10 protein-coding genes are annotated in these 13525 nt (G+C 61.1%); 7 read left to right on the forward strand and 3 right to left on the reverse strand.

Going from position 1 to position 13525, the window contains the following annotated elements:
* The first annotated feature begins 179 nt into the window (after positions 1-179).
* Together Q8L25_RS04265 and Q8L25_RS04270 are read left to right on the forward strand one after the other, a co-directional pair.
* On the forward strand, positions 180-1286 hold the full coding sequence (locus Q8L25_RS04265) for an S-(hydroxymethyl)glutathione dehydrogenase/class III alcohol dehydrogenase (RefSeq protein WP_308923698.1): 1107 nt from the start codon (positions 180-182) through the stop codon (positions 1284-1286).
* Positions 1287-1387: 101 nt separating this feature from the next.
* On the forward strand, positions 1388-1621 hold the full coding sequence (locus tag Q8L25_RS04270; RefSeq protein WP_308923699.1) for a hypothetical protein: 234 nt from the start codon (positions 1388-1390) through the stop codon (positions 1619-1621).
* Here Q8L25_RS04270 and Q8L25_RS04275 read toward each other — a convergent pair.
* Positions 1618-2622: a GlxA family transcriptional regulator gene (locus Q8L25_RS04275; protein ID WP_308923700.1), complete on the reverse strand. Its 1005-nt coding sequence runs from the start codon at positions 2620-2622 to the stop codon at positions 1618-1620. The two genes, Q8L25_RS04270 and Q8L25_RS04275, sit on opposite strands and share 4 nt — an antisense overlap.
* Positions 2623-2773: 151 nt before the next feature.
* Here Q8L25_RS04275 and Q8L25_RS04280 point away from each other — a divergent pair, with 151 nt between their 5' ends.
* The 3 genes from Q8L25_RS04280 (at position 2774) to Q8L25_RS04290 (ending at position 6994) form a co-directional block, all read left to right on the forward strand.
* The gene (locus Q8L25_RS04280) at positions 2774-5647 is read left to right on the forward strand and encodes a polymer-forming cytoskeletal protein (RefSeq protein ID WP_308923701.1); all 2874 of its coding nucleotides are present in this window, start codon (positions 2774-2776) and stop codon (positions 5645-5647) included.
* A gap of 117 nt (positions 5648-5764) precedes the next feature.
* Positions 5765-6466, forward strand: a complete 702-nt coding sequence (locus Q8L25_RS04285) for a dienelactone hydrolase family protein (RefSeq protein WP_308923702.1) — start codon at positions 5765-5767, stop codon at positions 6464-6466.
* Between the two features lie 111 nt (positions 6467-6577).
* Complete coding sequence (locus Q8L25_RS04290) at positions 6578-6994, forward strand: SRPBCC family protein (protein ID WP_308923703.1); 417 nt, start codon at positions 6578-6580, stop codon at positions 6992-6994.
* Position 6995: 1 nt separating this feature from the next.
* On the opposite strand, the gene Q8L25_RS04295 is transcribed toward Q8L25_RS04290, so the two are convergent.
* Positions 6996-8348: a VWA domain-containing protein gene (locus tag Q8L25_RS04295; protein ID WP_308923704.1), complete on the reverse strand. Its 1353-nt coding sequence runs from the start codon at positions 8346-8348 to the stop codon at positions 6996-6998.
* 42 nt (positions 8349-8390) lie between these two features.
* Complete coding sequence (locus Q8L25_RS04300; RefSeq protein ID WP_308923705.1) at positions 8391-10016, reverse strand: M28 family peptidase; 1626 nt, start codon at positions 10014-10016, stop codon at positions 8391-8393.
* A 168-nt stretch (positions 10017-10184) separates the two neighbouring features.
* Between Q8L25_RS04300 and Q8L25_RS04305 the strand changes: the two genes are divergently transcribed.
* Positions 10185-11081 carry an alpha/beta hydrolase gene (locus Q8L25_RS04305; RefSeq protein ID WP_308923706.1) on the forward strand — a complete coding sequence of 299 codons (897 nt, stop codon included), beginning with the start codon at positions 10185-10187 and terminating at the stop codon, positions 11079-11081.
* Positions 11082-11282: 201 nt separating this feature from the next.
* Positions 11283-13433 (forward strand): DEAD/DEAH box helicase, encoded by a 2151-nt coding sequence (locus tag Q8L25_RS04310; protein ID WP_308923707.1) that lies wholly within the window; start codon positions 11283-11285, stop codon positions 13431-13433.
* Positions 13434-13525: the final 92 nt, after the last annotated feature.

Consider the following 13525-nt stretch of genomic DNA (forward strand, 5'->3'; position numbering starts at 1 on the left):
GATCCTTCGCAAGCGAGCGTGAACTGTCGCGAGCATACGCCTGCCGCAATCAGCTGTTCCGTTCGCTGCCGCACGATCGGACAACGGCGCCGCGTTTTCAGACAATCTCCCCGTTTGCCGCCCCGCCTGCGGTGTCGTCCGGCCATAATGCGCCATCTGAAACCGAGCAGGAGCAACCCATGAAAACCAAAGCAGCCGTGGCCTGGAAGGCCGGCGCCCCCCTGACCATCGAAACAGTCGACCTGGCCGGCCCGCGCGAAGGCGAAGTGCTGATCGAACTGAAAGCGACCGGCATCTGCCATACCGATTACTACACCCTGTCCGGCGCCGATCCGGAAGGCATCTTCCCGGCCATCCTGGGCCATGAAGGCGCCGGCATCGTGGTCGACGTGGGCCCGGGCGTCAAAACGCTGAAAAAAGACGACCACGTGATTCCGCTGTACACACCGGAATGCCGCGAGTGCAAGTTCTGCCTGTCGCAGAAGACCAATCTGTGCCAGAAAATCCGCAGCACCCAGGGCCGTGGCCTGATGCCGGACGCCACCAGTCGTTTCTCGCTGGACGGCAAACCGCTGTTCCACTACATGGGCACCTCGACCTTTTCCAACTACATCGTGGTGCCGGAAATCGCCCTGGCCAAGATCCGCGAAGACGCGCCGTTCGACAAGGTCTGCTATATCGGTTGCGGCGTGACCACCGGCGTGGGCGCGGTGCTGTTCTCGGCCAAGGTCGAGGCGGGCGCCAACGTGGCCGTGTTCGGCCTGGGCGGTATCGGCCTGAACGTGATCCAGGCCGCGAAAATGGTGGGTGCCGACAAAATCATCGGCATCGACATCAACCCGGCGCGCCAGGCGATCGCCCGCAAGTTCGGCATGACGCACTTTATCAACCCGAACGAGGTGGAAAACGTGGTCGACGCCATCGTCCAGCTGACCGACGGCGGCGCCGATTACAGTTTTGAATGCGTCGGCAACACCACCCTGATGCGCCAGGCGCTCGAGTGCACGCATAAAGGCTGGGGCAAATCGTTCATTATCGGCGTGGCGGCTGCGGGCCAGGAAATTTCCACCCGTCCGTTCCAGCTGGTGACGGGCCGCGAATGGCGCGGGTCGGCCTTCGGCGGCGCGCGTGGTCGCACCGATGTGCCGAAGATCGTCGACTGGTATATGGAAGGCAAGCTCAATATCGACGACCTGATCACCCATCGCCTGCCGCTCGAACGCATCAACGAAGGTTTTGATCTGATGAAGAGCGGCGAGTCGATCCGGTCGGTAGTGCTGTACTAAAGCAACATTTGCGACCAGCAGGGGATGGCGCGCTGTACTTCGCCGTCCGCCCCTGCTAATGTCAGGGCATCGCTGCGCAATCTTTGATGCCGGGAGCCCTGATGTTCGCCACTGCCTATCTGCTGACCTTGCGGCGCATGCTGCCCGTGTTGCTCGGCGCCAGCCTGTCCGCCGTGCTGGCGCTGTGGTGGCGCGACGCCGCCATCCTCGCCACGCCCGTCATCTGGCTGGCCTTGCTGGCCACGTATCTGCTGTGCGCGCTGATGTTTACGCCGCTGGAATGGCATCGCCAGCAACTGGCAACGCGGCATGTGCGTACCGGAAAATCGCGCTAGCGGCTGGTGCTGGAAAAGCGTTCGCGGTAGTCGCGCGGCGTGACGCCGAGCTTCTTGTGAAACAGGCGGCGCAGCCTTTCCTCGCTGTGCAAGCCCGTTTGCGCGGCCACCTGTTTCAGTGACGACACGTTTTCTTCCAGCAGCCGGCGCGCCACTTCGAAGCGCGCCGTTTCGATGAATTCGGTGGGATTGGTCTGCGTTTCGCGCTGGAACACGCGCGTAAAATTGCGCTCGCTCATGGCCAGGCTGGCCGCCAGCTGCGGCACGCTCAAGTCTTCGGCCAGGTGTTCCATGATCCATGCCTGCAACTGGCGTATGGTCGGGTGCGTCGTCATCTGGCTCGACAGGTGCACGGAAAACTGCGACTGCCCGCCCGGCCGTTTCAAATACACCACCAGGTCGCGCGCCACTTCCAGGGCGATATCGCGGCTGAAATCCTCCTCCACCAGCGCCAGCGCCAGGTCGATGCCGGCGGTGACGCCCGCCGAAGTCCATACATTGCCTTCCCTCACGAAGATCGCATCGGCATTGACGTCGACCTGTGGATAGCGCCGGCGCAGGCTGTCGACCGCGCTCCAGTGCGTGGCGGCGCGCTTGCCGTCGAGCACGCCTGCCTCGGCCAGGAAAAAGCAGCCCGTGCACAGCGCCGCCAGGGTATCGATGCGCGGCGCGGCCTCGGCCACCCAGGCGGCGATCGCCGGGATTTCATCGAGTACCTGCTCGACATGGTGGCAACCGACAATCACGGCCAAGTCCGGCAAGCGGCTGGCGTCCAGCGCCTTGCTGGCATGCAAACTCATCAGCGTATCCGACTCCACCGGGCCGATGGCGGTGGACGCGATGCGCATGTCATAACCACCCGGCAAGTTGCGCAGGCGCAGATGGGTGTTGGCATAATCAAACACCTTCATGGCACCGATGGCTTCGAGGGCCTTGAAGCCCGGGTAAATAATGATATCGACAGTGCGCAGGGGGAAGGACTGGGGAGTGGGCTTGATCATTCTGTAGCGGCTGAGAGAGGAATGCTGCCATAATGCAACAACATGCATGAGGCGATGAGCTTAGCATGGATCATCACATGCAGTTACGCCTGCCATCCTTAGACTACGGACCATCGTGCGCATACCTCTCTTTGCTATAGGCCTATTTTTCTTGCTGTGGACTGGTTTAGCTCAGGCCGCTAATATTAACTTCGATGGCAGCAACATCACAAATTGTCCCAAATCTGGTAATCAATACACTTGTGATGCTTTTAATAAAGTAGATGCGTATACGATAGCAAGCGGCTATGCGGTAACGGTTAAGAGCAGCGTCACGCTCGACTACAATCAGTTTTTCACCATGAGTGGTACTGCCAAACTGACGGTTGTAGGCGATATAAGCTTTAGTGGCATCAAGCCTGCCAATTTGAACGTAACTGGCGGCTCTATTGTCGCGGAACCTGGCAATTTTGTTGTAGGGGCAATCGAAGGGGCGGTTGTGGTGGCCGATATTACAGCGGCTTCCGTCACACTCGGTACTGCACCAACTACGGTCAAAGGTAATATTACAGCTACTGGCGAGGTTAAAATTTCTTCCCGTTCGCTTGTGACTGGCTCAATCAAGGGTAACGTTATCAAAACCGATTCGGGTGTCACTATCAATGGCAATGTTACTGCCAAAAATTCCTTTGACTTGGGCTCAGGTAGCAAGATGAAAGGTGACATTATCGCGCCTAAAGTAAATATTTTGCCGGATAGCGTTCAGGTCGAAGGCAATATCACTGCCAGCACATCGCTGACAATTGGTGCCAAGAGTGAGATCAAAGGCAATGTCGATGCCGGCGATGTATCCCTCGCACCGGAAAATGCATATATCAGTGGCACTGCTCTTGTAGGAAAAATCTTCCTTGACTGGAGCACGCGCGTCTACCAGACGATTACCTGTAAAGCTGACACGGCAGATACCAAATGCACTTGCGTGACAAACAAAAGCGGCTTTCCCGTAGATAGCGTTAAGGGCCCCAAATGCGGCCCCGGCGTCCAATCCGGCCCCCACCATTTCGAAATCTCCCACCCGGCCGCGGCGCTAAGCTGCTCCCCGGAAAAAGTCACCGTCAAAGCCTGCGCCGACGCCAGCTGCGGCAGCCTTTATAAGAATGGCGCGACTGTCGTTCTGTCGCCTGGCGGCGCCACGGCGCAGACGGGCAATACCGGCAGCGTCGACAGCACGGTGGCGCAATATGCGGGGGGCACGGCCACCCTGAGCCTGACCAGCACGCCGTCCACCACGGGCGCGCTGGTGTGCAAAGACAGCACCACCGGCAGCACCACCAATTGCCAGATGCCGTTCAACAGCAGCGGCCTGCAGGTGAGCGGCGATCCGCGCTATGCGGAAGATGCGCAGTCGGTGTCGATCAGCGCGGTGCAGGCGTCGGGCAGCAATCCCCAGGTTTGCGTGCCGCTGTTTGCCAACCAGAATAAAACCATCAAGTTGAAATGCAGCTATGCCAACCCTGCCAGCGGCACCTTGCCCACGCGCATACAGGGGACGAACGGTACTTATGTGCCGCTGGCCGGTAACACCAGCAGCGCTTGCAGCGCGGCTGGCGCCGATGTCTTGTTGGGCTTCAATAGCGCAGGCGTGGCGACCCCCAGGATGCAATATGCGGATGTGGGCCAGGTGGGGCTGACTGCGACCTACACCTCGACCAGCGGCGCCGACAGTGGCTTGAGCATGACGGGCAGCGGCAATGTCATCGTCGCGCCGGCCAAGTTTGCCTTTAGCGCGATTGCCAGCCCGCAGCGTGCGGGCCAGGAAGTGCCGTCGGTGACGGTCACGGCGCAAAACAAGGCGGGCGCCACCACGCCCAATTTCGGTCGTGAGACGGTTACTCCGGATGTGGCACTCGACCGTGTTTTTGTGAAACCGGTCTTCAATGCGCCCAAGGTCGTCGCCAATCCCAAGCTTGAAGGCAAGCTTGTCTTCAGTAGTGGTGTTGGCACCGCAAGCGAGCTGGCATGGGCGGAAACAGGCACCATCAATATGACCGCCACCTTGAATAATTACCTGGGCGTGCAAAAAATCGATACTGTCACGCCACTGGCGACGGGCGTCAGCAATAATGTGCTGTTCATTCCTCATCATTTTCAGACCGCTGTTGATTTGTCCACCGAACCATACAAGCAATTTCCCGCCTTGTGCGGCACCCAGCTGGCCTGTCCTGACACCGGCGCAGACCCGCGGTTTGTGTATTCGCGCCAGCCTTTCGCGCTGGCCGTCACGGCGCAAAATTTGCAGGGCGTGACGACGGAGAATTTCGATGACGCCGATGGTGACTTGAAGAATCAGCAGGTATTGCTGTTGGCGCTTGATGCCAAGGATACGAGCAATGCGCCACCAGTCAATCCGGCCGGCGGCAAGCTGACCGATGGCAGCGCGGCCGGCACCACCCTGACCGGCGTGCCGATGAGCTCCTTCAGCAAGGGCGTGGCGCGCCAGGTGCTGGCCTATCAATTTCCCGGTGCCTATTCGCCCTCGGCCGCAGCATCGACGCTGGCGGCGCCGACAGGCGTGCTGTTGCGCGCCAACTTTACGTATTCGGTCAACAATCTGGTCACGTCGAAGCCCTCGTCGCAGGGCAAGGAAGCGGCGCTGACGGTGTTGACCGGCTTTATTTCCGTGCCCAACAGTTCCGGCTCGGAACTGCTGCCCATGCGCCTGGACGTGCAGCTGAAGTACTGGGATGGCAAGCTCTGGCGCGTCAACCTGGCCGACGGCATCAGCCGTTTCGGCAAGCCCCAGGTGGTGCTGGCCAACTGCCTCAAACAGCTGGTCTGCAGCAATCTGGTGGTGGCCGACCAGGTGTATCAGTTCAGCGGGGGCGTGCTGGCAGGCAATGGGCGGCTGACCCTGCAGGCGCCGAAGGTAGCCGGCAGCGTCGATGTGTCGGTCGGCGGCTTTTCCTATTTGCCATCGAGCGTGGGCCGCGTGGTGTTCGGCGTATTCAAATCCGGTCCGGTATTGTACTTGCGCGAAATGTACTAGGAATGTACCAGGTTCCGCGATTGTCGCCTGTCACAAGGCAGGGGCGGGGCGGGCGCAGGAAGCGGAAAAAACCAGTAAGATGCTTTTCTGTTTCCCCCTCACAGAACTGGAGTCTTCATGAGCATCACTACGCAGTGGATCGATATCACCGGCGCCGACGGCGCCACCTTCCAGGCCTACCTGGCCGTGCCGCATATCGGCAAAGGCCCCGGCATCGTGCTGTTGCAGGAAATTTTTGGCGTCAATGAACATATCCGCACGGTTGCCGAGCAATATGCGCTTGATGGCTATGTGGTGCTGGTGCCCGACCTGTTCTGGCGCGAAGGCGCGCACATCGAACTGGGCTATGACGAATCGGGCTGGAAGCGCGCCGTCGAACTGATGCAGGCGACTGACAACCCGCAAGCGCTGGCCGACATCACCGCCACCGTCGCCGCCCTGCGCGCGCGTCCTGAAGTCGAAGGCAAGATCGCTTCGATTGGCTATTGCTTTGGCGGCCGCTTGTCCTACCAGGCGGCAGCGGCCGGCCTGGTCGATACCGCCATCGCCTACTATGGCGGCGGCATCCAGAACAAGCTGGACCTGGCCGGCGAGATCAAGGTGCCGCTGCTGATGCATTTTGGCGGCAGCGACAGCCATATCCCGGCCGATGCCGTGAAAGCCATCGCCGAGCGTTTCGACGGCCGCGAAGAAGTGGAAATCCATGTCTACGCGCAAGCCGAACACGGTTTCAACTGCAATTACCGCGACAGCTACAACCAGCGCGCGTCGGTGCAGGCACACGGCAATTCGCTCATTTTCCTATCAGAAAATCTGTAAGCATTCGGCAGCAACGCGGCATGGGCGCTAAAATAGCGCCTGTGCCGGGCATTCCGGCCGGCCCGGCCCGCCTCGGCGCCCGGCAAACCTGGATGAGGAACCGAATTAAAGATGGCCCAAGTAACTGTTTCTGTGACACTGGCGGCAAGCGCCGAACGCGTGTGGGATTTTATCGGCGGCTTCCAGTCGCTGGCGGAGTGGTCGAGCTCGATCAAGACCAGCTTGCCGGAGCAGGGCGGCCGCGTGCGCCGCCTGAAAACCACGGACGGCGCCATCATCGCCGAACGCCTGCAAAGCTTCAGCGAAGCGGACAAAAGCTACAGCTACACCATCGTCTCGGGTCCGATCCCCGTGAAAAACTACCGTTCCACCCTGCGCGTCACCGGCGAGCCGGGCGCCACCTCCTGCGTGGCCGAATGGTCGAGCCAGTTCGACGCGGCCGAAGGCGTGGAAGAGGTAATGGTCGGCGCCTTCCAGCACCTGTATGAAACGGCGTTTGTCGACCTGAAACGGATCATGGCGATTTGAACTACAGCTCGTAGTTCCCGATGATATCCCTGGCGCGCGCCTGCTTCAGCCACGCCGGGAACTCCTGCATCATGCGGTCGTACAGCTCGGCTTCCGAAATCTGGCGCAGGTCGTCGATGGCGAAAAAATTGGCGTTGTCGATATGGCGGCCGGACAGGTCATCGAGCTTTTCCAGCGCGCCGTAGCTGGAGCCGCCGATGCCGATAAATTGCCAGAAGATCGGCAAGGTGCTGGCCCAGCGGATCAGGAACTGGATTTCGTCGTTGTGCGACACGCCGCCATCCGAAATGAACAGCACGAAGACCGGCGCCTTGGCAGCGATGGCGGGAGCAAATCCTTCCGGAAATACCTTTTTCGACGAGAAAATTCCTTTCTTCTCGGTCACGACAGCCGGTGGCGTCAAACCGGAAAAATGCGTGATCACGTCACGGATCACGGCCGGTTCATTGTTGTAGCCGGCATTCAAGTCGCTCATCCATTGCTGCCAGCCGCCTTTGTCTTTCTTGACATAGTTCTTGAAATTGCCGAAGGTGACATTCGACAGCTGCTTGCTCTTGAGCGCAAAAGCCCACGTCTCCAGTTCCTCGTCGTCATCGAAGTGCACACCGAGGGGAAACACGCGATTGACCACCTCCTGCACCTGCCCGCTGTCATATTGCCCGTACATCGAGCCGGACGCGTCGAGGACAAACGCCACCTTGGCGCGCACCCGCTCCAGCTGGTTCTTGGCCAGCGAGACACCGGCGATTTTTGCCAGCGAGACCAGTTGCGGCGCCTGTTGCTCGAAGCGTTTTTCCAGCGAGACCCTGGCTGGGGCCGCCGCTGCCGGCGTCGCAGTAGCGCCGGCGGGCGCGACGGCGCCGCCGAAATGCACCAGCAGGGCGTCGAGGCCGCCATTGAAACCCTGGCCGTTGACGCCGAGGCGCCAGTCGCCGTCTTTCCGGTACAGCTCGGCGACCATGATCGCCTTTTCGCCGCTGAAGTCCAGGCCGCTCAAGGCAAACACATGTTCGCCCAGGCGAAACTCCAGGCGGCCCAGTTCGCGCATGGTCTGGCTGTGCGCGGGATCGATGGCGGCGGTAAACACCAGCTTGTCGATCCGCGCCGGCAGCCTGGCCAGCTGGACCATGAACTGGCTGTCGGGCACATCGGCCAGCAGGCGGATTTCTTCCTTGGGCGAGGCGGTCTGGTTGTAGAACACCATATACGCCTCGTCGGACAACTTGCCGTTCGCATCAAGGCCGAAACAGCTGACGTCGATATGGAACGGCGCCTTGAGCGTGCACCTGACGGTGATGTCCGCCGCCACCGTACTGCTGTCGAGCTTGAGTTTCTGGCCTTTTTGTAATGACATGCTGGTCCTTGTCCGATAATCGATAGAGTTGCTTTTAAGTATTTAGCGCTTCACTTTGCCGAACGCCTCATCCTTGTTCCACACCGGCATGGTTTTGTCGTTGGCCACTTCGTAGCCCAGGTTCAGGGTGAACTGCGCCTGCTGCACCATGCCCGACAGGTCCCAGGACGGGTTGTATTCATCCGTGACCTGATGGTAGTCTTTCTTGAACGCAACCAGGCGCGCGCTTGATTCTTTCGGGTCCTTGACGAAGTCGAACGAGCCGTCGCCCGAGAACACGGCCGAGCCCACGTTGAAGGCGGGAATGCCGGCCTTGGCAAAGGCGAAATGGTCGGCCCGGTAGAAGGCGCCGGACAGGTCGGGAATGGCCGGTGCCAGGCGCAGGCCCATGCGCTTGGCGACCTTGGCGGCGCTGGCGTACAGGCTGCTGCGCTCGGCGCCGGCGACACCGATGTCGTGCGTCTTGCCGACAAAATTCATGCTGTCGAGATTCAGGTCGGCGGCGGTCCTGGCCAGCGGCCACAGCGGTGCACGCACGTAGGCATTGGCGCCCAGCATGCCGGTTTCCTCGCCGGCAGGCCACAGGAAGATCTGCGTGCGCCGTGCCGGTTGCTTGACGGCCACTTGCGCCATCGCCAGCAGGGCGGCCGCGCCCGAGGCGTTGTCGATCGCGCCGTTATAGATATGGTCGCTGCCGGCTTTGGCGCTACCGTCGTCATCCTTGCCCAGGTGATCCCAGTGCGCTGAGTAAATCACTGCCTCGTCTTTCAACTTCGGATCGGTGCCGGGCACGATGCCGGCCACGTTGAATTGTTCGATGGTACGGATGGTGCTGTTGAGGCTGACCTTGACGGTGGCGTTCAGGGCCACCGGCTTGAAGTCGCGCGTTTCGGCCTGGGCGCGCAGGGCGTCCAGATCCTGGCCCGCTGCCTTGAACAGGGTGCGCGCCATGTCTTCCTGCAGCCAGCCTTCCATCGCATTGCCGCTGCCGGCCAGGTTGAAACGCTCATGGCCGAAACCGTTGGCCGGTACCGACCATGGGTACGAGGCCGACGCCGTCGTGTGGATCAGCAGCACGCCGGCCGCGCCCTGGCGCAGCGCTTCCTCGTATTTGTAGACCCAGCGGCCATACCAGGTCAGCGACTTGCCGGCAAAGCGGTTCGGCTCGCTGGCGGTTGGCTGCGGATCATTGACCATCATGATCACCAGCTTGCCCTTCAGGTCGACGCCCTTGAAGTCGTCCCATTTTTCTTCCGGAGCGTCGATGCCGTAGCCGGCAAACACCACGGGGGCGTCGAACGCCACTTTTTCCTGCCCATTCGACGCGCCAAACACGATGCCCTCGCCAAACTTGGGCGCGATGGTCTTGCCGCCAGCGCTGAAGGTCACGGTGCTGTCGGGCAAGGCCTTGCTGCCGACGATCTTCAAGCCCTGGCGATACGTGCCGTCCTTCAGTGGCTGCAAGCCGGCCAGCGCCGCCTGGGTTTCCAGGTAGCGCACGGCCAGGTCGCCGCCGCGCTGGCCGGTGCCGCGTCCTTCGAGCAGGTCGTCGGCAAGAAAGGACAGGTGGGCGCGCAGCGGCGCTTCGGCAACGACAGGCAGTTTCTGGGCGCTGGCAGCCGTGCCAAACAGGGCAAGGCTGGCGGCGAGGGCGAAAGAGGTACGCATAAAGACTCCAAAATTTAAACAAGGACATGGCATGACGATGATGTGTCGGCAGCAATCTTACTCTACGGATCATCTTTCCTGAACGTACAGCGCGGCGTGCATGAGTCGAATCGGGCCACAATGGCCGCGAGGGCCGCCAACCGGCAGGCCATGACCAAGGAGGCTGGCATGACCGACGCACGCAGCACGACCGATAAGGCAACCGCAGGCAATACCCTGCGCACTCGTGATGGCACGACGATTTACTACAAGGACTGGGGCAGCGGCGCGCCCGTGGTGTTCAGCCATGGCTGGCCGCTGTCGGCCGATGCCTGGGAAGACCAGATGTTTTTCCTCGCTTCCAACGGCTACCGCGTGATCGCCCACGACCGGCGCGGCCATGGCCGTTCCAGCCAGCCGTTTGACGGCAACGACATGGATACCTATGCCGACGACCTGGCCGAACTGATCGAGGCGCTCGATTTGCAGGGCGCGACCCTGGTCGGCCATTCGACCGGCGGCGGCGAGGTGGCGCGCTATATCGGCCGCCATGGCACGGGTCGATTGTCGGGCGCGGTGCTGGTGGGCGCCGTGCCGCCGCTGATGCTGCAAACGCCGGACAACCCGCTGGGCTTGCCGATCGAAGCGTTTGACGATATCCGTAGCGGCGTGCAGGCCGACCGCAGCCAGTTCTTTCGCGACCTGAGCGAAGGGTTTTATGGCTACAACCGGCCCGATGCCAAGCCGTCGCAAGGCGTGCGTGACGCGTTCTGGCGGCAGGGCATGCAAGCAGGCATGCCGGCCGCCTATCTGTGCATCAAGCAGTTTTCGGAAACGGATTTTACGCAGGACCTGGCGAAATTCGACATTCCGACCCTGGTGATCCATGGCGACGATGACCAGATCGTGCCGATTGCCGCCTCGGCGCGGCGCTCGGCCGAACTTGTTATCGGCAGCCGGCTGCTGGTGTATCCGGGCGCGCCGCATGGCCTGGCGACCACCCACAAGGACCAGTTGAACGCGGACTTGCTGGAATTCCTGCGCCATGCGGCGGACGCGCCAACACTTGCTCCCGAGCATCTGTAACAGGATATGAATATATTGCAAAACAGGTAAGATTGCCTGGTTTTTGCACCAATTGCGTGCGGATCGCCGATTTTTCTGCGTTTTGGATGGCAAAAATTGGCGATCTGCGCTGCTGTTCCACCCGGTACGGGCCAGTAAAGAGTAAACTAGCAGATACACTCTTTCGCATTGGGCGATTCGAGCGAACTTGTGAGTGATTTCATGTCTGATACACCAATTTCCTTATTTTCCGATCTCAACCTGAGCGAGCCGCTGATACGTGCGCTCAAGGATGTCGGTTACGAAACACCGTCGCCTATCCAGGCGGCCACGATTCCCTTGTTGCTCGCCAACCGCGACGTGCTGGGCCAGGCGCAGACAGGTACCGGTAAAACCGCCGCCTTTGCCCTGCCCATCCTGTCGCGCATCGATCTGAAACAAAGCTCACCCCAAGCCCTGGTCCTGGCCCCGACGCGCGAACTGGCGATCCAGGTCGCCGAAGCGTTCCAGGTCTACGCTGCCCACATTCCCGGCTTCCATGTGCTGCCGATCTACGGCGGCCAAAGCTATGGCCCGCAACTGTCGGCGCTGCGCCGCGGCGTGCACGTCATTGTCGGCACGCCAGGCCGCGTCATCGATCACCTGGACAAGGGGTCGCTCGACCTGTCCAAGCTGAAAACCCTGGTGCTCGACGAAGCCGATGAAATGCTGCGCATGGGCTTTATCGACGACGTCGAACGCATCTTGAAAGAAACACCGGAAGGCCATCAGACGGCGCTGTTCTCGGCCACCATGCCTTCCGTCATCAAGCGCATCGCCACAACGTACCTGGTCAATCCGGCCGAAGTGACGGTGGCCGCCAAGACCGGCACGGCCGACAATATTCGCCAGCGCTACTGGCTGGTGTCGGGCATGCACAAGCTCGACGCGCTGACCCGCATCCTGGAAGCGGAAGCGTTTGACGGCATGATCATCTTCGCCCGCACCAAGCTGGGCACGGAAGAGCTGGCCGGCAAGTTGCAGGCGCGCGGTTTCTCGGCCGCCGCCATCAACGGCGACATCCAGCAGGCACAGCGCGAGCGCACCATCCAGCAGCTGAAAGACGGCAAGATCGACATCCTGGTCGCCACCGACGTGGCCGCGCGCGGCCTGGACGTGGAACGCATCAGCCATGTGGTCAACTACGACGTGCCGCACGATCCGGAAAGCTATACCCACCGTATCGGCCGCACCGGCCGCGCCGGCCGCAGCGGCGAAGCGATCCTGTTCATCACCCCGCGTGAAAAGAACTTGTTGAAAGCCATCGAACGCTCGACCCGCCAGCCGATCGGCATGCTGGAACTGCCGACCATCCAGGCCGTCAACGATGTGCGCATCGCCAAGTTCAAGGAACAGATCACGGAAACCCTGGCGCTGGGCGAACTGGAACAATTCCAGTCGCTGATCGAAGACTTCGAACGCGAACAGAATATCCCGGCGATTGAAATCGCCGCCGCCCTGGCGAAGATGGCACGTGGCAATACGCCGCTGCTGCTGGACAAGAACAAGGCGCGCGAACAGGCCACCTGGCAGGATGACCGCCCGGTACGCCAGGAGCGTTTCGAACGCAACGACCGGCCTGAACGCGGTGACCGCTTCGAACGTGGCGAGCGCAGCGAACGCCCGGCCTTCCCGAAAAAGGAACGCGTGCAACGCCCGGCGGACGCCGGCATGCAGACCTTCCGCATCGAAGTGGGCCATCAGCATGGCGTGAAACCTGGCAATATCGTCGGCGCCATCGCCAACGAAGCAGGCATCGATTCGAAAAACATCGGCCGCATCGAAATCTACGACGACTACAGCGTCCTGGACTTGCCGGACAGCATGCCGAAAGAATTGCTGGATCAGCTGAAAACCGTATGGGTCGCCGGCCAGCAACTGCGCATCAGCCGCGATGGCGATGCGCCCGACCTGGCGCCGGCAGCCGCACCGCGCAAGCCGTTTGCCGCCAAGGCCGCGCCTGCGTTCAAGGACGCCGCACCGGAAGTGCCTGCCAGCGACGCTCCTGTGCGTGCGCCAAAGAAAGAGCGTCCACGTCCGGGCGTGACGGCTTACCGCATCGAAGTGGGCCGCGATCATCTGGTTACGCCTAGCAATATCGTCGGCGCCATCGCCAACGAAGCGAACCTGGAAGCCAAGCATATCGGCCGCATCGATATCTTTGACAAGCACAGTGTACTGGACCTGCCGGAAGGCATGCCGCCGGAAATCCTCGATCACCTGAAATCGGTGTGGGTGGCTGGCCAGCAACTGCGCATCACCCTGGACGACGGTACCTCGGAGCGCAAGCCTGCGCCGCCGCGCCCGAAAGCGCCGCGCAAGACCTACAAGTAATCCTGCAGCGTCAGCCGCAGTGAGCAAAGGCGCCTTCGGGCGCCTTTTTTGTCGCCTATCGGCAACAATAATTTCTCTGTGGGAAACGCTTT

The sequence above is a fragment of the Janthinobacterium sp. J1-1 genome, assembly GCF_030944405.1.
Taxonomy (GTDB): Bacteria; Pseudomonadota; Gammaproteobacteria; order Burkholderiales; family Burkholderiaceae_D; genus Janthinobacterium.

Excerpts from the sequence above, each read along its gene's own strand:
- Q8L25_RS04265 (WP_308923698.1), top strand. The coding sequence starts at position 180 with ATGAAAACCAAAGCAGCCGTGGCCTGGAAGGCCGGCGCCCCCCTGACC.
- Q8L25_RS04270 (WP_308923699.1), top strand. The coding sequence starts at position 1,388 with ATGTTCGCCACTGCCTATCTGCTGACCTTGCGGCGCATGCTGCCCGTG.
- Q8L25_RS04275 (WP_308923700.1), bottom strand. The coding sequence starts at position 2,622 with ATGATCAAGCCCACTCCCCAGTCCTTCCCCCTGCGCACTGTCGATATC.
- Q8L25_RS04285 (WP_308923702.1), top strand. The coding sequence starts at position 5,765 with ATGAGCATCACTACGCAGTGGATCGATATCACCGGCGCCGACGGCGCC.
- Q8L25_RS04290 (WP_308923703.1), top strand. The coding sequence starts at position 6,578 with ATGGCCCAAGTAACTGTTTCTGTGACACTGGCGGCAAGCGCCGAACGC.
- Q8L25_RS04295 (WP_308923704.1), bottom strand. The coding sequence starts at position 8,348 with ATGTCATTACAAAAAGGCCAGAAACTCAAGCTCGACAGCAGTACGGTG.
- Q8L25_RS04300 (WP_308923705.1), bottom strand. The coding sequence starts at position 10,016 with ATGCGTACCTCTTTCGCCCTCGCCGCCAGCCTTGCCCTGTTTGGCACG.
- Q8L25_RS04305 (WP_308923706.1), top strand. The coding sequence starts at position 10,185 with ATGACCGACGCACGCAGCACGACCGATAAGGCAACCGCAGGCAATACC.
- Q8L25_RS04310 (WP_308923707.1), top strand. The coding sequence starts at position 11,283 with ATGTCTGATACACCAATTTCCTTATTTTCCGATCTCAACCTGAGCGAG.